This is a genomic window from Listeria aquatica (genome assembly GCF_014223975.1).
In the GTDB taxonomy this organism is placed as follows: domain Bacteria; phylum Bacillota; class Bacilli; order Lactobacillales; family Listeriaceae; genus Listeria; species Listeria aquatica.
The window spans coordinates 21,005-41,067 of sequence record NZ_JAARRM010000006.1 but is presented as its reverse complement, the minus strand read 5'-3'; the positions used below and the strand labels follow the sequence as shown (position 1 = coordinate 41,067).

Annotated in this window: 15 protein-coding genes and 1 pseudogene; 8 read left to right on the top strand and 8 right to left on the bottom strand. The window is 39.1% G+C overall.

The genetic code is table 11. The features are described from left to right. Nucleotides 1-13: 13 nt before the first annotated feature. Complete coding sequence (gene modA / locus HB912_RS11655; protein ID WP_185374776.1) at nt 14-799, bottom strand: molybdate ABC transporter substrate-binding protein; 786 nt, start codon at nt 797-799, stop codon at nt 14-16. A gap of 149 nt (nt 800-948) precedes the next feature. On the opposite strand from modA, the gene HB912_RS11650 reads away from it, so the two are divergent. The 6 genes and pseudogenes from HB912_RS11650 to HB912_RS11625 all read left to right on the top strand — a co-directional run bounded on the left by HB912_RS11650 (nt 949) and on the right by HB912_RS11625 (nt 8,105). Then, entirely contained in the window at nt 949-1,380 is a 432-nt protein-coding gene (locus tag HB912_RS11650) for a VOC family protein (protein ID WP_185374774.1), read from the top strand. Between the two features lie 312 nt (nt 1,381-1,692). After that, nucleotides 1,693-2,007 (top strand): annotated as a pseudogene (locus HB912_RS11645) (ATP-binding cassette domain-containing protein); the annotation flags it as partial. Between the two features lie 185 nt (nt 2,008-2,192). Then, the gene (locus tag HB912_RS11640; RefSeq protein WP_185374772.1) at nt 2,193-2,870 is read left to right on the top strand and encodes a Crp/Fnr family transcriptional regulator; all 678 of its coding nucleotides are present in this window, start codon (nt 2,193-2,195) and stop codon (nt 2,868-2,870) included. A 56-nt stretch (nt 2,871-2,926) separates the two neighbouring features. Continuing rightward, complete coding sequence (locus HB912_RS11635) at nt 2,927-3,463, top strand: O-acetyl-ADP-ribose deacetylase (RefSeq protein ID WP_185374770.1); 537 nt, start codon at nt 2,927-2,929, stop codon at nt 3,461-3,463. 681 nt (nt 3,464-4,144) lie between these two features. Then, on the top strand, nt 4,145-5,926 hold the full coding sequence (gene recQ / locus HB912_RS11630; RefSeq protein WP_185374768.1) for a DNA helicase RecQ: 1,782 nt from the start codon (nt 4,145-4,147) through the stop codon (nt 5,924-5,926). A 19-nt stretch (nt 5,927-5,945) separates the two neighbouring features. Next, nucleotides 5,946-8,105, top strand: coding sequence for a DNA topoisomerase III (locus HB912_RS11625; RefSeq protein ID WP_185374766.1), 2,160 nt, complete (start codon nt 5,946-5,948; stop codon nt 8,103-8,105). A gap of 281 nt (nt 8,106-8,386) precedes the next feature. Here the strand turns inward: HB912_RS11625 and HB912_RS11620 are convergent, their stop codons facing one another. The 5 genes from HB912_RS11620 to HB912_RS11600 form a co-directional block, all read right to left on the bottom strand. Then, nucleotides 8,387-8,629 (bottom strand): hypothetical protein, encoded by a 243-nt coding sequence (locus tag HB912_RS11620; RefSeq protein ID WP_185374764.1) that lies wholly within the window; start codon nt 8,627-8,629, stop codon nt 8,387-8,389. 105 nt (nt 8,630-8,734) lie between these two features. Beyond that, entirely contained in the window at nt 8,735-9,229 is a 495-nt protein-coding gene (locus tag HB912_RS11615; protein ID WP_185374762.1) for a hypothetical protein, read from the bottom strand. After that, nucleotides 9,226-9,414, bottom strand: coding sequence for a hypothetical protein (locus HB912_RS11610; RefSeq protein WP_185374760.1), 189 nt, complete (start codon nt 9,412-9,414; stop codon nt 9,226-9,228). Before HB912_RS11610 ends, HB912_RS11615 begins: the two co-directional genes overlap by 4 nt. Before the next feature lie 86 nt (nt 9,415-9,500). Then, entirely contained in the window at nt 9,501-11,942 is a 2,442-nt protein-coding gene (locus tag HB912_RS11605) for a MucBP domain-containing protein (protein WP_185374758.1), read from the bottom strand. 105 nt (nt 11,943-12,047) lie between these two features. Continuing rightward, nucleotides 12,048-12,698, bottom strand: a complete 651-nt coding sequence (locus HB912_RS11600) for a Crp/Fnr family transcriptional regulator (protein ID WP_185374755.1) — start codon at nt 12,696-12,698, stop codon at nt 12,048-12,050. 851 nt (nt 12,699-13,549) lie between these two features. On the opposite strand from HB912_RS11600, the gene HB912_RS11595 reads away from it, so the two are divergent. Next, a complete protein-coding gene (locus HB912_RS11595) occupies nt 13,550-14,269 on the top strand; it encodes a methyltransferase (RefSeq protein WP_185374753.1) in 720 nt (239 codons plus the stop codon). A 452-nt stretch (nt 14,270-14,721) separates the two neighbouring features. Here the strand turns inward: HB912_RS11595 and HB912_RS11590 are convergent, their stop codons facing one another. After that, nucleotides 14,722-15,267 (bottom strand): PadR family transcriptional regulator, encoded by a 546-nt coding sequence (locus HB912_RS11590; RefSeq protein WP_185374752.1) that lies wholly within the window; start codon nt 15,265-15,267, stop codon nt 14,722-14,724. A gap of 101 nt (nt 15,268-15,368) precedes the next feature. Between HB912_RS11590 and HB912_RS11585 the strand changes: the two genes are divergently transcribed. Next, on the top strand, nt 15,369-15,902 hold the full coding sequence (locus HB912_RS11585; RefSeq protein WP_185374750.1) for a phenolic acid decarboxylase: 534 nt from the start codon (nt 15,369-15,371) through the stop codon (nt 15,900-15,902). Between the two features lie 49 nt (nt 15,903-15,951). Here the strand turns inward: HB912_RS11585 and HB912_RS11580 are convergent, their stop codons facing one another. Continuing rightward, nucleotides 15,952-19,566, bottom strand: coding sequence for a M60 family metallopeptidase (locus HB912_RS11580; RefSeq protein WP_185374748.1), 3,615 nt, complete (start codon nt 19,564-19,566; stop codon nt 15,952-15,954). Nucleotides 19,567-20,063 lie beyond the last annotated feature (497 nt).

The following is a 20,063-nucleotide window of genomic DNA, read 5'->3' as shown; positions in this document are numbered from 1 at the left end:
ATGAACTTAAAGTTTATTTCACTGATTTAAACCCATACCGTTCCAAAATTTTCTGTGCTTTTTGATGACGCATAAAAGCCATAAAAGATTCGGCAGCTTGCTGATGCTCCGTGTCAGATACAACTCCTGAATAGTATCCGATAGGGGCATGTAAGGAATCTGGAACAGCTTGTGCAACACGTACCTTATTAGAAATCAGTGCATCAGTTTTGTAAACAAAGCCAGCATCTGCGTTTCCAGAAGCTACATAAGAGAGTACTTGGCGTACATCTGAAGCAAGTACAAGTTTGTCTTTCATGTCATTATATAAATTTAGTTTTTCGAGGGTTTCTTTTCCGTATTGTCCGGCAGGAACGGATTCAGGATTTCCAAGAGCAAATTTTTGATAAGTTTCTAGCTTGTTTGACAAGTCTTTCCTGTTTCTAGCTTTTTTTGATGCTGGTTCAATTAGAACAAGTGTATTTTGTGCGAATTCAGCTTTATCCGTTGCTTTTTTCGCTTGTATCAATTTATCCATATCAGATTCGCTTGCAAAAAGAACTCCGTCAATTGGAGCGCCACTTTCAACACGTTCTCGAATCTGTCCAGAGCCAGCAAAGTCGAAAGTTAATTTTGTCCCAGGATGAGCCTTTTCATAAAGCGGTTTGATCACATCAATCGCATCTTTTAGGCTAGCGGCAGCTGAGATATGTAAATCGGTTTTGGTTTCCTTTTTGGATGGACTTGCCTCGTTTCCACAAGCTGCTAAAATAACTAGCAGAAAAATGGCAAGAAAGACCCCCAAATTTTTGAGTTTCATGAGTTAGCCTCCTTTTCTTCACTATTTTACCGCAAAAAGCAAAAGAAACTCTAGTTGTAACCAGCAAAATTTAAAAGTCATAGGGTTTTCCCGAATCAATTATTTTCGTTATACTATTAAAAAAGACATATAAAAAGGAAGGTGGAAGAATGAGGTCGGTTGAAATTGATTTTATTGTAGAGGATAGTTTAGCGGCACTTGCGCTTTACGAGGAGATTTTTGATGTGAAGCGAATTGAAGCGACAAGTTTTGATAAGGGTCAAAATGAAGCTGTTTTTGAGATTTATGGAACAAGGTTCCACATGCTTGATGCGAATGCAGACGCCGGGCTTCCAGCGCCAAACCCAGAAGAGAACTTACCTATTTGGTTCAATGTCACTGTAGAAGATATCGCGAGAACCTATAAGCGAGCACTGGATGCAGGTTGTACGGAGATTCAAGCCGTGACTGAGATGAAGGATTACGGCGTTAGCAATGCAATGTTTAAAGATGCATTTGGCTATATTTGGATGTTGCATCAAGTTCATCGCGAAATTAGTTTTGAAGAGCGAGAAGCGATGCACCGCAAGAATATGGAGTGAGACTGGACTTCTTGACAGTAAAACGGTTTCACGTTATCCTTGAATCGATTATGAAATGAAAGTAGGTGAGATTCAGATGTTTCTTTCAAAAGCACAAGCGGGATTTTTAGCATATTTATACACTGTTCGTGCGATTTTTTCCAGAATGACAGTTACAGAGGACAAGTCTGCCCTTTTTCATCAAAACTGCATGAATGGAAAATGAGTTGAGAAGCATGGATGAATCTCCAAATCAAAATAACGGAGGCACCGGGCGCTTGTCTGGTGTCTTTTTTTGTGTATAAAATGTTTCACATGAAACATCTATTGCGAGTAACGGAGGGAGAAGCTAGAAATATGCTTGCTGGATTTATGTTTTATCAGGAAATGGTCTTTCGCAAAGTGGCAAATCTGAGTGGAGGTGAACGGATGCGGCTTCGCTTGGCCAGATTTATCCATCAATCGGTAAATACACTGATTTTGGATGAGCCAACGAATCAACTTGATATTGTTTCGCGCGAGGTTCTGGAGGAAGCGCTTCGGAACTTTAAAGGAACAATTATTGCCGTGTCACATGACCGTTATTTCATCGACCAAATTTGTTCGAAAGTGATTCATTTGCACGAAGGGCGGTTAAATGTTTATTAGGGAAATTATACGTACTTTGCTCAAAAAGTGAAAAAGAGTACGTAATCCTCGAATTTAAAACTGAATTTGTGTCTTTTTTGTGAATTTTTATTTGCTGCATCAATTTTTTTTTGAAAAAGTGTTAACATCTCGGTAGTAATAAAGTATGATTGCATCAATAAATACATTTTAAGGAGATTGTGAAGATGTACATGACAAAAGAACGTAAAAAAATGTATTCTGCAGATACGATTTTAGCCCTTTGTAAACAAGATCCGGAATTTCATAAATATGCAAAGACCATTTATTTCAAAAAAAACCAAAAAATTTTTGATTTGACGGATAGTAACGGGAAGATCTTTTTCTTAATTACGGGAATATTGATGCTTACAGTTCGATTTGATGAAAGCGGAGAAAACGAGATCATTTTAAACTTTGTGAAAGAAAATCAATTGTTTGCTAAGGATCTGTTTTCTCAAATTTATCCGTCAACGAGTGAAGTGAAGGCTCTTTCAGACGGTGCATGTTGGGCTATTGATCGCTACTTTTTTGACCGGATTTTGACGGAATATGACGTGAAAGAGCAGTTCATCATCCATGAATTGTTAGGCCTTTCAAAAGACACATTCAGCCACTTAAGGAAGAGCACAACATCTAAAGAAGAGCGCGTCAGAATGTGTATCAAACAAATCGGTGAACAGCTTGGAACGGTAGGAGAAAACGGGGAAATCGTATTACCTGCTGCGATTACACAACCGATTATCGCAAGTTTCTCAACGGCAACACGTGAATTTGTCGCGTTGATTATTAAAAAGTTGACCTGTGAAGGGATTTTACAAGTACGTCCAAAGCCTTGGATTATTTTGGATGTGGATCGTTTGTAAGACGCTGGCACTTTCTTTTTCTATCGCTTACAATAGAAAAAGGAGGTGCTTTTTTCGTGGAAGTGAAACTGATAAAAGGCGACATTACTAAAGAAAACGTGGATGCGATCGTAAATGCCGCAAACCACACGCTTCTAGGCGGGGGCGGTGTGGATGGTGCTATTCACAAGGAAGCAGGTCCAGAGCTTCTAGCGGCATGTAAAGAAGTGATTAAGCGGATTGGAAGCTGCCCGACAGGAGAAGCTGTTTTAACGGAAGGTTACGCTCTTCCAGCGGATTACGTGATTCACACGGTGGGACCGGTTTGGCATGGCGGCGACAAGCAAGAAACAAGTGCACTCGCTTCTTGCTATTTTAAATCCCTTGACCTTGCAGCATCTAAAGGACTGGCAAGTATTGCTTTTCCAAATATCTCAACGGGAGTTTATGGATTTCCAAAGGAGCTTGCTGCGGAGGTTGTGACTTACACGGTGAAAAAATGGATTGAAGAAACGGCGTATGATTCGGTGCTTAAAGAAATTCATTTTGTGTGCTTCGATGATGAGAATTACAACTGGTATGAACAAAAAATGGTGGAACATAATCTGATATAAATAGAAAAGCAAGCCTGCAAAGGAGTTTCGTAGGCTTGCTTTATTTTTAAAAAAAGATAATGCTTTTCTTAGTGAATTTTCATTTTTTCCACAGTGAAATTTAGTTAAAAATGGTTATGATATATTTATAAGCTAACAACAAACAACTTTTTCATTCTTTCCCTTTTTTGAATGAAAAACCCAAAACTCCCTTTTTGACCAGTGTGGTTTCCTCCCTTTTTCCACACTGGTTTTTATATGCAAAAAAACGTAGTTAAAATTGTTAGATAGATGAAAAGAAAAACATGATTTTCTTAGTGAATTTTCATTTGCTACACAGTGAAATTTAGTCGAGGAAAGGTATGATATATTCATAAGCTAACAACAAACACAACTTTTTCATTCTTCTCTTTTTTGAATGAAAAACCCAAAACTCCCTTTTTTGACCAGTGTGGTTTCCTCCCTTTTTCCACACTGGTTTTTTTGTGCGGAAAAAAGTTAAGTGATCATTGGGATGTTTAGGAACTTGAAAACCTAACGGGTTTTGAGCCGCGGTTCAAAACCCCATTTTTATATGTCCAAAGTGATAAACGAAGCTTGGAATCTCAAAGAAACACCTTGAAAATACGTTTTTCCCCAAAAGGGTTTTATTTAGCTTTTAAAAGCTTTATACTAAATATATTGAAAAGGAGGCCGGTCGCGATGATGGAAGAAGCCCGTGCTATTTTACAACAACAATTTGGTTATCCAACTTTTAGAACGGGACAGGAAGATGTGATTGCGCATTTGCTTAATCACGAGGATTCGCTTGCTGTCATGCCAACGGGCGGCGGGAAATCGCTTTGTTATCAGATTCCGGCACTTATTTTTGATGGACTGACTATCGTTGTTTCGCCGCTTATTTCACTGATGAAAGACCAAGTGGATGCTCTTCAAGCGGCGGGAATTGAAGCAACGTTTATTAATAGCTCGCTAACGATGCGTGAAACAAATGAACGTTTGAATTTGATTCGCGCAGGTAGTGGGATTAAACTGCTATATATTGCGCCTGAACGACTTGAGGCCGCTGGATTTAAAGAACTTTTGCAAGAAGTGGAAGTGTCGCTTTTTGCAATTGATGAGGCGCACTGTATTTCACAGTGGGGACATGATTTTCGTCCAAGTTACCTGCGGCTTTGTGAGCATCTAAATGAGATGCCGGAAAGGCCACTTGTTGTGGCTCTCACAGCAACGGCAACTCCGACTGTCGCAGATGATATCTGTAAGTTGCTTCAAATTCGAAAAGAAAATCGTGTACAAACGGGGTTTTCACGGGAAAATCTGGCTTTTCAAGTGGTCAAAGGACAGGATAAGGATCGCTTCTTGATTGATTACTTGCGCAAAAATGAAGCGGAATCTGGGATTGTCTATGCGGCTACCCGTAAAGAAGTTGAACGGATTGAAGCGATGCTCACAAAGTCAGGCATCAAAGCGGCGAAATATCATGCGGGGCTTTCAGATTTGTTTCGAGAAGAAACACAAGAAGCTTTTCTTTACGATGATGTTCAGGTGATTGTTGCGACCAATGCTTTTGGGATGGGCATTGATAAATCGAATGTGCGGTTCGTGATTCATTATAATTTGCCGCGTAACATGGAAGCTTACTACCAGGAAGCGGGAAGAGCTGGCCGGGATGGACTGCCAAGTGATTGTGTGCTGCTTTTTTCACCGCAAGATGCACATCTGCAGCATTACTTGATTGAGCAGTCAGAACTTCCTGAAGACCGCAAGGAAAACGAATTTCGCAAGTTGCGAGAAATGACGGGTTACGGCTACACGGAAATTTGTTTGCAAAAATATATCGTTCACTATTTCGGGGAAGAATGTGAGGATTGCGGAAACTGCAGCAATTGTTTAGATACGCGTACTGAAACGGATGTGACCATTCTAGCTCAGCAAGTCTTTTCTTGCGTGAAGCGAATGGGAGAGCGCTTCGGAAAAGTTATGGTCGCTAAAGTGCTTACGGGTTCTAAAGATCAAAAGATTAAGCAATGGCATTTTGAAACGCTTAGCACGCATGGTTTAATGAAAGAACGCTCGCAAAAAGATGTTTTACAGCTGATTGATTACTTGACGGCGGAGAAGTTTCTAGAGGCTGCAGATGGTCAGTTTCCTTCACTTCATTTAACAGCGAAAGCGGTTCAAGTCCTTCGCGGTGAAGAAAAAGTTATGCGCAAAGAAGCGGCCGAAGCGACGCGAATTGCGGTGGATGTTGATGCTGGTTTGTTTGAACTTTTACGTGAGAAACGCCGGGAACTGGCAGAGCGAGACCACGTGCCGCCATATGTCATTTTCTCGGATGAAACACTTCGAGAAATGTGCCGCTATTTGCCTCAAAACGAAGAAGAAATGTTGCGAATTAAAGGCGTTGGCGCTGTGAAACTAGAAAAATATGGAATGACATTTTTGCAGATTTTGCAAAATGAAAAGATAGATCAAGATTGAAACAAAGAGAGGTTTAAAAATGACGAAAACACTTGTACTTGCAGAGAAACCTTCTGTTGGAAAAGACATCGCCCGTGTACTTAGTGCAAAAGGCGGCGGGAAAAATGGCTTTTTGGAAGGTTCAAATTATGTTGTCACTTGGGCACTTGGCCATTTGATTACACTAGCGGATCCTGAACAATATGATAATAAATATAAATCCTGGGACTTGAATGATTTGCCTATTTTACCGGATAAAATGAAGCTTGTTCCTATTCGCGAAACGCGCAAGCAATATGAAACGGTAAAAAAATTATTGAATCGTAGCGATATTACGGATATCGTGATTGCAACGGATGCAGGCCGTGAAGGTGAACTTGTTGCGCGCTGGATCCTTGACTATGCAAAGGTGAAAAAGCCTGTGAAACGTCTTTGGATTTCTTCTGTGACAGATAAGGCGATTCGCGAAGGTTTCAAGAAACTTCGTCCTGGTCGTGATTATGAGAATTTGTATCATTCTGCTGTTGCGCGGTCTGTTGCGGACTGGGTCGTTGGAATTAATGCCACCCGGGCGCTTACAACAAAATACAACGCACAATTATCTTGTGGCCGTGTTCAAACGCCAACGCTTGCGATGCTACTGAATCGTGAAAAGGACATTCAAAGTTTCCAGCCTAAAGAATTTTACACGCTCACGGCTGTTACGGAAAATGGAAATTTTGTCTGGAAAGAAGGGCAAACTTTCGACAAGGAAAAAGCGGAAAAAATTGAGCGGAGCTTGCGCGGAAGCGATGCGGTTGTTGAATCGGTCTCCGTGAAGGAAAAGAAAAGCTTCTCGCCGGGGCTTTATGATCTAACAGAACTGCAGCGGGATGCCAATAAGCGCTATGATTTTTCAGCGAAAGAAACGCTTGCTGCCATGCAGACGCTTTACGAGCGCCATAAAGCACTAACGTATCCACGAACGGATTCGCGTTATTTGTCGGATGACATTGTGCCAACGTTAAAGGAACGTCTTGAAGCTTGCGGTCGCGGTGAATTTGCGAAACCTGCTCGGGGGATTTTAAATAAGGGGATTAAAGCGAATGCCTCGTTTGTGGATAATCGAAAAGTAAGCGATCACCACGCAATTATCCCAACAGAAGAAAGTGTTTCCTTAGCCGATTTATCAGATCGCGAGCGAAAAATTTATGAACTCGTTGTGAAACGCTTTTTAGCAGTGCTTTCCGAGCCATACGTTTATGAAGAAACACGCGCAGAAGCGAAAATCGGCGATCAAAATTTTGAACTGAAAGGGAAAGTAGTAAAATCGCTTGGCTGGAAAGCCGTTTACGGGAAAGATGAGGAAGCGGATCTAGTAATGAAGGTGAAAAAAGGCGATCAAATCCCTGTGCGTGCTATAAAGCTTGATACAGGTAAAACAAAGCCGCCAGCTCGCTTTAACGAAGCAACGCTACTTTCTGCGATGGAAAATCCTGCGAAATATATGGATTCGAAAGATAAGGAACTGGCGAAGACACTTGGCGAGACGGGTGGACTTGGAACGGTTGCGACACGTGCTGACATTATTGATAAATTATTTAATAGCTTTTTGATCGAGAAACAAGGGAAAGAGCTACACATCACTTCAAAAGGCAGACAACTTCTGGAGCTTGTCCCTGTCGATTTGAAATCCCCAGAATTAACAGCCAAGTGGGAGCAGAAGCTCGCTCAAATTGAAAAAGGTAAATTGAAGGAGCAAGCTTTCACTGGCGAAATGCGTGAATACGCCAAAAAAGCAGTACTTGAAATTAAGCAAAATGAAAAGAAATTTAGGCATGATAATGTGACTTCACAAAAATGTCCAGATTGCGGCAAGTTGATGCTTAAAGTGAAAGGCAAACGCGGCACAATGCTTGTTTGCCAAGACCGGGAATGCGGGCATCGTGAACCGCTTGCAAAACTTACCAATGCGCGTTGCCCTAATTGTCATCGCAAATTAGAGTTGCGAGGTCAAGGGGATAAACAAATTTTCGTTTGCGCAACTTGTGGGCATCGTGAAAAACTCTCCGCATTCGAAGCACGGCGCGGCAAGGAGAAAAAAGGAAAAGTATCCAAGCGAGATGTAGCGAATTACATGAAAAAGCAAGATCAAACAGAAGAGGAGCCGTTTAATAATTCAATGGCGGAGGCTCTTGCGAAGTTGAAATTAGATAAGTAACAAGAAGAAGCTGCTGATTCTAAATCAGCAGCTTTTTTTGCGTCTTAAGACCAGTGTCTCTACTAGGTTAATTGAACTATTCTTAGGAAGAAGTTAATTTTTTAAAATTTTTAAGAATGAAATAAAAAAATCCAAACGCTAATTCCGATTTTTCCTAAGAAATTAGCGTTTGGATAAACTATAATATGTTTTCTAAGTCTAGAACTTATAAATTCTAGACCCCTCTTCTCCCAATAAATTGCTTTTATCTCTTAAGTATTTATTCTTTTTTTGCCTGATAACTAAAAATCATGTTTAACGCTACTTTCTTCCCTTATATGTGTTTGTCGAATATGGCGAAAAACTTGTTTCTTCAATTCCGGATAGTTTATCACAAGGCTTTCTTCTTTCTCGGCTATGTATTGACGGTAATAGGTTTTCCAGCTTAAACGTTGTTGAATTTTTTTTGGATTCGTTTCTCGTTGTGCAAACGTAGTTTCCTCCTCAAGAGTAAGTCTTTTCCCAACAAACATCGGATAATTCATCGTTTCCTTCCTCCCTTCTCAAAACATACGATACACTTGTTCCATAGTATAAGCCGCTTGTATCCATTCGTGTTCTTCTTTTGGGAAGTCTTTCTCAGTCGCTAGTCATCCAAATCCTAGTCCAGCACCTTCAGCTAGACTACCTTCAATCTGCTGAAATTCTCTTTTTCCTCTTAAATAGGCTTCCAGAGTAACAACGCGATTCGGTTGTTCTGAAGTCCATACGGCGTATTCCTTTCGATGCGCTAAAAATTCATGGAGAGAAAGACAACGCTTCATCAAGTAATTGTGGTCATATTGTGTAAAACCTTCTTCCTGCATAAGAAAGGAGGGGACCTCCCATTCCAGTCCGATACGTAAAGCTGTTTGGTCCCATCTCCAACGAAGACAGGTTCCTTTCCTGTGATAAATACTTCTATACGTGGCCACTAGTTGTTCATCTTGTAAAGCAATATCTGGGGCTTGGATATGTTTTTCTTTCTGAAACGAAGCGTACATATCAGCTTGCAGTTGCTGCCACTTTTCCCATATCTTTGGATTAATAAGTATCCCTTTATCCATCCGATCTAAACGATGAAAATCTTCCCGTTCTATCTTCATTCTTTTGACCGCCCTTGATAAACAATTTGAAAAACCTCTGGAAAAGCCGTTTGCCTACCTGATTGAAAGCCTTTTTTCCTCTCATCTGTTTGAATCACATGTCGATTAACCCACCGGGAGACCGCCGCTTTTGTTGGGGCTTCATAATAAATTTTCTGCGTTTCTAATCCTATAACTTGATACATGGTTCTTCCTCTCCTAGCTATTCTTTTTTACGTCAAAAAAGGGATACCCATCATTGGATACCCCTTTCTGACTCACATGGATGGTGTTAGGCTTCTTTTTTCTTCTCATTTCTCGTACGACGAAGGACATAACCACTCAACAAGAGAAAGGCTGCGCCTACTCCCATGAGTAAGCTTGTTTCCGCCGTTTGGTCTCCTGTTTTAGGTAGAGGTGCGACTTCTGTTGTCGTCATTTCTGTTTGACTTGGTACCTGCGCAGATTCTCCATTTTCTGTCACACTCGGTTGAGTGGGTTCAGGTTGTGGGGGATCTTGTTTCCCAGGGGTTACCGGTTGACTTTCTGCCACTTTTTCATAGACATAAGTCACCGTTTGCACCTCTGCTGTAAAGGTTCCTGCCGCATTTTCTGGCGTTTCTTTCAGCGTCCATCCATCGATAGTTTGAGCGTCTGTTGTATAAGCATCCCCGTATTTGCCCGTTACAATAACTGGATTGGTAAGGGGGTTGCCGTCTTCATCGACATAATTCACGGTGATATTGCCGCCCTCTGCTTTTTCATACACATAGGTCACCTCTTGTTCGGTTCCACCAAAAGTCCCTTCCGCATTGGCCGGTACTTCTTTTACGACATACCCTTCAATGGACTTGGGATCTGTATCATACGCTTCCCCATATAAGCCCGTTAAGGTATCGTCTTCCGCTAATTTTTGCCCGTTTTCATCCACATAATGGACGGCAACTTCTTCGCCCGCTTCATGGTGATAGACAAACGTCACCGTTTGCGCCTCATCACTGAAAGAACCCTTTACAGAAGCGTTGTTCGTTGGGTCTATCTCGTTAGGTGCTGCCGTTGGGCTCGTTTGAAGCGTACTATTCACCAGTGTATAGCCTTCAAATGATTTCGCGAGTGCCGTGAAGTCATTGCCATATTTGCCTGCTAGCACTTTGTTTTCTGCCAACGGTTGGCCTTCTTCATCCACAAACTTGACAGTTACTGGTGCTGCATCTGCTTTTTCATACACATACGTCACGGTTTGCGGTTGATCTGTGAACGTTCCACTCGCATTAGTTGGGGTTCCTGTAAGTGTCCATCCCGTAATCTCTTTTGCCTCTGTTGCATAGTCATCTCCGTACTTGCCACTCTTTGTTTCAGATGGAGCCAGTTCATTCCCATCGGCATCTTGATAGTTTACCGTGATGTCACCGCCTTCCGCTTTTTCATAAATATAGTTCACAGTTTGGGGTTGATCCGTAAACGTTCCACTAGCATTGCTTGGCGTTCCTTTTAATACCCAACCCGTGACATCTTTAGGTGTACTCGTATAACTTTCATCCACATTTCCAGTGAGTGTCTCTGAACCTGTAATCGGTTGTTGATTCTCATCTAAATAATTGATTGTCACATCCCCACCTGGTACAGGAGCAGTCACTTTATATGGAACTCGTAAATAGGTGGTCCCATTTGGATTTTCAATTTGAATAACCGCTGACCCATTATCCGTTGCTGTCGATGAATCAGGTTTCATATACCAAGAAATAGCTATTGACTGATCTGAAATAGGAACATTTTTTCCTCCGTCATCTGTTATTGAAGCCACTAGACTTTTAGGATCTGTTTCAACTGATTCTCCTTGTTTATAAGCCAATTCTGTTTCTTTTAGTGCGGCTGCATAAGCTAGTGTCACTTCTTCTTGTTTTGCATAGGAAGAAGATGAGAGCGCAAAATGATCATATAGGCCTGGTTTATTCAGTCGAATAGACTTACCATCAGGTAAAATTACATCCCGTGACATATAATTTTTAATAGGTAGGCCTGGAGTAGAACCATCTCCCGCATCACCTCCTTGAAATTGAAGTATAGAACCTACTGCTAATTCATCATTTGGATCAATTTGATAATTAGGATTTTTCACCGTAAGTAATCCATTCATACTATTATCACTTCGATCATTCACTACACTTAACTGAACTATAGGAGCTGTCTCTGTGTCGTCTAAGATGAACCCAGTAAATGTGCCTAATTTCAATTGATTCATGGAATAAGAAGAGGCTTCTTCCGTAGACATCGAAGACATTTCTTGAGAAGTTGGCAATTCATTCTTATCTAAAGAAAATACAGGAAATTCTTGATGAGCCACAACAGAAGACCTCTGTCCGGCCACAAATGTTTTTAGCGTCAGATTTCCATAAAAAGCGCTTTGTAAAAGTCCCGTATTATTTCCATTAGGAGTTGAACTCGAAGGAACCTTACTATACCAAGCAAAGGTTTTTAAGTCACTTGTTGTTGTCCTTATGATTGTCCAATCAGTTTGCCCTAACTGTTTATTCAATCGCTGAGCAGCTGCATCTTTCGCATTTGCAATCCCTTGTTCAACTAGGGGCTGTGCCTTGCTTCCATTTTCTAACAAAGCCGCAGACACTTTCTCTGGCCAAACCCACTGGCTAGAGATAAGCAGAAGGCTAAGCAAACTAAACCCTATTCCTTTCCCAATTTGATTGATCCATTTCTTTTTCTTTTGATGTTCCAAAAGAATTCCTCCTTTTCTTACTTTATTACTGTCCTTCTATTCCCATACCCTAAATGTATAAAAATAGACATTTTCTAGTTCTTACTTCACTGTGTGGCTTTGCGTCTATGAATCCGCTTGGAGAATAAAAGAACGATATTTTTGTTTGAGTATGTGTTCGGCTTCAAGTACTTTAATCGCTTCATGCAATTGCTTCTCAGAAGTATGTAAATGTTCGGCAATAACCTTCGTGTTGATCTCTTTTGGCAAAACCACTTGGCCATTTTGAGGATAGAAACCGCCTGACTCCACAAGTTGGTTCAAATAATGAACCACGTCTTTTGTGAGCTCCCCCACTTGTCTATAAGCGATATACTGATGATGTAACAGTCCTCGAGTTAATTGTTCCACCAACGCAAAGAAAACTTTGGGGTTGGCGTACATATGATCTAAAAAATAGTGTTTTTTAATCAGGCACCCCTCGCCTTCTGTCAAACTTTTCACCCGATAATGGATTCCTTTCCACTCTTCCCGATTCTCTAAAAAGCTTTCAATCCCTAAAAATTGATCTTGAAGGACTAAATCAATGGGATGCCAACGGCTATGTTGAAGTACCTCGATTTGAAAAATGCCTTTTTGAATATAAAGAACCCGGGCTGAATCTTTCCAACCTCGAAATTCATAGATCACTTTCTGTGGTTCAGCATGAAAGGAACGGCTATACCGTTCGGCCAAATCTGGATGTGGGAATAAAAAGGAAAAAAGAGTAGATGTCATGAGAACCCCTCCCTTCTCTTTATTTATACGTTTCTTACAGTCTCGTTGGGACAAACCTATGACTTGTAGAATAGTTTACGTTTAGCTAAAAAGCGCATAAAAAAGAGCCATCCAAAACGTTAAGAAAAGAATACAAACTTTTATACAATGTCAAAGGTTATTTATAGAGAAGGTTATGGAAGTAATAGACACAAAAGTTGAGATGGAGTATGAGAATCTCTTAAAAAAATTCATGGAAATAGATGCTACAATTACAGAAGAAAGCCACTAGGGAATATGTGTTTATGAGTTAAGGGAACAATTTTATCCATTGACAGAAGAAATAATAAAATTGTTTGAAAAACTAGAAGCATCCAGTGGGATTTAAAGCATTTTAATTTAATAACTATCCAATAAGCAACCAGATATATTAAATTATTTGGTCGCTTGTAATTTACTCATCATTTGAATAAAGGGTATAAATATATAGTTTGTCTGTAGCCTAAGACTATCATCTTATTTAATAGGATGATAGTCTTTTTTGCTTTTTATCGGTGGCTGTGAATTTCTTAAAATAGTTGATAGCAAAAAAACGCGCGATGTATTTTTTAGCTAAAATTTCACAAATTGGACACAGACACGGCTCTTTAGTTTGTGTTATATTAAAAATTAATAGTAAACAATATGTAAACAGGATATGGGTTTCATATTTGAACAAATAAGTATGACCTCAACAAAATTGTGAGATCGTACTAAAACTTATGACTCTGTTAAAGAAATAGATAAAGTATCCAAAGAAAAGCTAATATCAAATATTGAGATTCCAAGGTAAGTGAGAAAACTGTCGGATAACCCATAATAGAGGTGACAAAATGATCGATGTGACAAAGCATTCATCTGAGTACTATAAACGAATGAAAAATTCTGTTTTGCATGGAGGAAAGCAAGAACTTATTAAACGCGTGAAAAAGGGGGATATCTTAGATTTGGGGGCAGGAGACGGTTCACTAGCCATTTCCATAAAAGAATACTTCCCAGATTCAGAGGTTTATGCGGTTGACTTGAGCACCAAAGGGAAACAAGCTATGGAAAGAGCAGGGGTGCAATTTTTTCAACAAAATCTCTCTGCCTTAAATAAAGTTCAGTTGGCGAGTAGTGGGAAACAGTTTGATTCTATCATTCTTTCATCCGTGTTACATGAAATTTTATCTTATAGTGAAGATAAGCAGTTACACACGGTTTTTCTTGAAAATATCAATCTTCTGTTAAAGCCAGGAGGAAATCTGTTGATCCGTGATGGTGTTCAAGTTGAGTCAAGGATGCAAGAAAAATCATTGACTTTGTTTCCAACCGAAATTTCAGTTGGAGCGTTAATGGACATGCTAGCAGAATTTGAAGCAGAAAATTTGAAATCGGTTAGTGCCTATTATCAAAGTGAAAAATTTAATTATCATCAGCTTGAAAAGGTAGGAGTAGTGATTGATTCCACTGATGAAATATTGCAAGAACTTATTTTCACATTGAACTGGGGTCCCGATTCTTGGGATCGAGAAAAAAAGAACGAAATTATTTCACTTCTCAGCCGAAGTTAGTGCGGCAACTGGAGAAGAGTATTCCAGGACGACTGGTTTTTGGATTAATAGAACACGATCCCATATATTACCAAAAAATTCAAGAGAAATTTGGGGTTTTCGTAGATTATCCAACTATGCAGGTTTTAGAATATCAAAAAACGAAGTAAAGAAAAAGGCTATATATCAAGGAGAAGGGAACGTGGGGAACTTTTCTTGAGAGTGTTACTAATCGGTTATTTTTTTATATAAAAGCGAAAAATTAATTGTGTCATATCTGTATCGACAAGGTGGATGTAGAAAGATGCCATATTCTTGGAATGGATTGAAGGCTAGAATTTATAAATTCTAGCCTTTTTTAGCGAAAGAATACGGGCTTTCGTGATCGAAAAAGTTTGATTTTAGTCTATCGTATCGATTATTACATTAAAGACCAGAACCAAAATTACAAAATAAAAGTAAGTATAAAAATTTCATTCTAAAGGGAGCGAGGCTAGCGTTCTTTCAATCCATGTTAATGTGCATTGTTCTCGGTTTATAGCGTGATCAAGTATTAGATAATGGCCAATATCTCCATTGAGTGCCTTTTTTTCTGGAAAAATGACTTCTCTACGTGCATAGAGATGCTCTAGTTTTAGTCTATGAAGTCGTTGCTGCTCAGTTAAAATATCCTGAATTGCTTGTTGATCATTTTCTTTAATAAAATAGAGTTTAAGGATAAATTCATCTTTAAATGAAGCGAGCTCGTTTGGTTGATTAAACAGCCAATCATTAACTTGTTCTTTGCCTAGTGGAGTAATGGAATAAACCTTTTTCTCTAGCTTAGTACCAACGATTGTAATTGTGGAAGATATCCATCCCTTTTCTTCGAGTTTCTTAAGGGTGGGATAGATTTGGCTATGCTCGGCCTGCCAAAATTCACCAATTTCATTCTTAAAAACTTCTTTTAAATCATAGCCAGACATCCCTTTTTGTTCGATTAGACCAAGCAAAATATATTGAAGTGTATTTTTTTTCATTTTTGTGTAACTCTCCTTGACAAATTAGTAAAATAAGCATAACATATTCATGTCGATAAAAACATGTAAATATTTACATGTTTAACAGAGGAGGAAGCATTATGAAAGAATTCGACACGCTAGATGATTTTGTCGGAACCCATTTTATTTATACATATGATAACGGATGGGAATATGAATGGTATGGTAAAAATGATCATACACTTGATTACCGGATTCATGGAGGTATGGTAGCAGGACGGTGGGTAAAAGATCAGGAAGTGACCATGGTTAAATTGACAGATGGTGTCTTCAAAGTAACCTGGACGGAACCAACGGGAACTGATGTAGCGCTTGATTTTATCCCAAATGAAAATAAAATGCATGGGACTATTTTCTTTCCAAAATGGGTAGAAGAGCATCCCGAAATTACTGTTACTTTCCAAAATGATCATATTGATGAGATGATTGAAGCTCGGGAAAAATATGAAACCTATCCAAAGCTAGTTGTTCCAGAGTTTGCAAAAATCACATATATTGGAGACGCGGGCATAAATAATGAAGAAGTTATTGCTGAGGCGCCTTATGAAGGCATGACGAATGATATACGAGAGGGTAAATACTTTGATGCTAATTATAAGCGAATAAAAAGATAAGAAATTAGTGTTTTGATGTAAAATAAAAAAGGGCCTTCATGGCCCTTTTTTATTTCATTCGATATCTATCCACTTTTCGTCTGGTCCAGATATATAGACCTTGCAAGCATAGTAGTAATATGCCTAATGATAGTATCACTATATTTTTTTGGTCAGTGTCTCCTGTGTGAGGCAACTTTTTACCTTTGACAGTCGACTGTTTTGGATCTTCTATGATTCGACTATCTTTTTTATTTGTTGGTTTTTCAATAACAATCGGCTCTTTTTTGGAAACTTTATTATTTTGAATGGCCTCTTTGTCATCAGATGTCGCTTCTTTACCCTCTGGAGGAGTAACGTTATCCTCTTTTGATAGTTCTTCCGCTACTTTAAATGTTATTTTAGTGGAAAGCATTGGTGCTATTGCTGTTTTTCTTGTTAAACTATCGGAAATCGCGCGAACTTCAATCGTTGTTTCTCCTGCTTTTTTTGCTACCCATTTACCTTCGCTTGTGACACTTACGATATCCGGGTTTTCTACCACATATTCAAATACATATTTTTCTTTATTGGTCTCGGGAAGGATGGAGACTTGGAATGTGCCCTCATCACCGACTTTGACACTGATATCTTGAAGTTTAAGCTGGTTTGGTTCATATTCGAATACAATTTCTTGCGATTTATCAGTGAAAGTGAACATTTGATTTTTAACGGGAACAGCTGTATAGCCGTTTATTCTTTTTGGTATAGCTTGATAATTTTCTCCCTTATTCCCATAAATGTTTTCTTCGTCTAAGAGTTTTCCAGTTGTCGTTTGATACTTGATATGGATTGGTTTAGCATTGTAACCAATCGTTACTTCAAGTGGCTTAGCTAGTTTTAGTTTTTTACCACTGTCTAGTGTCACTAAAATAGTAATTGTCGTTGAACCGTTTTTAAGAGCCTTCCATCTGCCGTCCGACGCTAATTGAAGAATACTTGGGTCAGCCACTTGATAAGTGATGTCTTTGGCTTTCATAAGCTTTTCTGCTGGCATTTCTGTTATTTCAGGAACTAATTCGATTTGTAATTTCCCGGTCTCACCAACTGCTGTTCCGATATTATCGCTTGTAACATCAATAATGTTCCCGCCATAACGCAATGAAATAACCTGAGCTTCACTAGAAATTACTGCTGTTTTATTCGCTGTCTCTGTGAGGAGTGTGTAACCGGGAACCGTCAGTGCATACTGATCTAAGTGAATAACATCACCGGTATCACCATTAAGCACTTGTTCAGGCACATCTTTCAGCGGATTGCCTTGCAAATCAACATATTGAATTTTAATTGGAGCTCCACTATTTGCAATGTCTACTTCAATCGTTGTTTTTAATTCAGTCGGATAATCTGCACCAGCTAACTTTCCTACATCGGGAAGTTTAGCCGTTACGTTGATTGTTGTTTTGCCTTTTTTCAATGCTTGCCAGTGCCCTTTGCTATCAATTTTGATGACAGAGGGGTCTGAAACAGTGTACTCATAGCTACTCGGTAAAATACTGTTTGATGGTGTCATTTGTAAATCTAAATCACCGCTATCACCGACTTTGGCAGCGATGGAAGAGCCTTCGATACTTTGCGGATTGAAGGTGATTTCTCGCCAGCCCGTTTTCGTAATTTGGTAATAATAAGTATCCTTATTAGTTGTCAAAAGTTCGTTGTTTTTATAGCGCTGTACCCGCTTGGTTGCTTCACGATGATAAATTTCAACGATGTCTCCAACATCAACGGGTACATTGTCTAGATTACCTGCAAATTCATAACCATACGTTTTTCCATAACCTTCTGCTTCTTTTTTGACGGTTTGCATATTTTTATCATAAACTTTTACTCGCGGATAAAGGTTATTAGGCAGGTTTTCTAAGATTTTATTTGAATTTCCCCGTGCAAGAAGAGTTTTTGCTTTTGGATCGTAACTTAAAACGGCGTAGCGACCACGTTGTCCTCTCATTACAACACTATCTCCGGGCGTTATTTTTACAGAAAAAGGAATTTTGTTAGGGATCCCCAGGTCGTTTATAAAGTAAGCATAGGCATTCTGGATATCAAAACTCGTTCCATCTGCAACCGTTCCAGTTGTTACTAAACTTGTATTCGACGCAATAGGTGTTGAATACATATTGGCGACTAAGTCACTTGCATTCAGAGCATTTCTTAAATTCTCAAATGGAAATTGTGGAATACTTGAGTTCCATTCAACTTGTGGAACAGAGTAAGGTCCGACAGTATTTGAAATACGATATGTCCCAGCTTTTTCCTCTTGCTCTGTTGCTAATATATCTTTCCAAATCTCTTTTTCCAAAGTTGGAAGTTTTAATGCGTTTAATTTTTCTTTTGTTTCATCTGTTACCGTGAAACGCCAATGTTCAAAGAAAGGTGTTAAGTCACGATGGGCCGTTTTACTCGTCATTAAAATAAACAGTTGCTTCTGTTCTTCATCGGTTTTCGGTAACTCCTCTTCTGGTAAGGAACGATAGGATTGGTTTAGTACTGGATAAAAATCATAGCCGAAAGTTCTCGGTAATGTTAAAAACATCCCTAGTAAAGCAAAATGATAATCATTTGTTTCCGTGGCCTCACGGTCGAAATTCCATGTCGGATCTGCTTCTAATTTTTTAAAATACTTTTGTACGCTTGCTCGACTACCGTTTTTTACATTTACTGCATCATATCTTCCTGTTCCATTCGAAGACCACATTTTTTGTACATAGTCTGCATAAATATTAACGGTTACTTCGGTCATATTATACCATTGATACATTTTATTTTGATAGGTATGTCCAGACTCATGAAGCATTCCCCAGTCTGTACTACTAAGCCCCGTGCTGAAAATTGTGCGGTCTTTATCCGTTGCACTGTGAATTCCGATGAAGTTATTTGTTGCAAATAGTTGCCCTGCTCCCCATTCTGGGTTCACAACATGAATGCGCTGCGGATCCTTTCTTTCTACCCCTTGACCGTCATAGGAAAGACCAGCTGCTTCGTTTTGCAGTTTAACAATTTTAGCTAGCGAGGACATGAATACATCCACTTGATCCCCTTTTTCAAAAATATCTTTCGCTCGATCTATCCGAATGGTTGCAATGGCGTCATCATTCACAAACTCCATAAATGGAACATCTTTATAATTCTCCAATTGATTTTTAAAGGAATCAATTGACGTCTTTCCTTGAATGTAGTGTGGAACTTTTACGCCACCTTTAATCGTAATATTTTCTGTTTTCGTAGTGGAATAATTGACTAGATAAACCATTCCTCCTGAAAAATTTCTAGTAAATTTATTAGTTCCTCCATGAAGTTTCACCACACCGTCTTGGAAGGCATATAATTGTGAGCCGGTAGCAATATAAGGAGTATTTGTATAGCCGCCCCATTGTCCTACTCGCAATTCCAGATTCTCTGGATCGCCTTCTACTTCGATAGTGATTTCATCTCCCTTGTATAAAAATAAACCAGTCGATTCAAATGATGTATGTTCTTTGCCACGTTGCTCTCTCTCCCTACTAGTCGCAGGGTTTCCTCGTGGAATAATTTTCATCTGCAGACTTTCATTTCGCACGCCATCTTTACTTTCCTCTGCTGCGGAAACGCTCCCCTGAAAACAAATAAAGGAAAGAACAAACAGGGCGAATAAGCTAATCGCTCCCAAAAAAACCTTCTTAGTTTGAACACGCATTTTCATTGTTTTTATGATCAATTCCCCTTTCACAACTAATTTAAGTGAATTATATCACTGCCACTACACTGAAACGAGTGAAAGTTAAGCACACATTTGAAGGAAAATTCTTATTTTGTGTCGAATTTATGACATTTTCAAATGAACAATTGAAACGATTTTCAAGGACAATCTCCCACTACTTTTTATTTTAAGCATTTTCATTAAATCTGAAATATAAAAATTAAAATGTTCCACATATCTAACTTCACATTCAATAGTGCCCTAATTTGATGAATGAAGCAAAGGGTTTTTGCTAGCGCTCAAAACATGGATTTTTTAGCTTCGTAATTGAATTGGAAAGTTTTATATAAAAATATCTAAAACAAATAGAAATATTACATAGGTATAAAGGCTTGATTTTCGTCGGTACATCAAATCGGGGCACAGAGATCACCGAGGAGAAACTATTCCTGTCATTTTGTCATCGC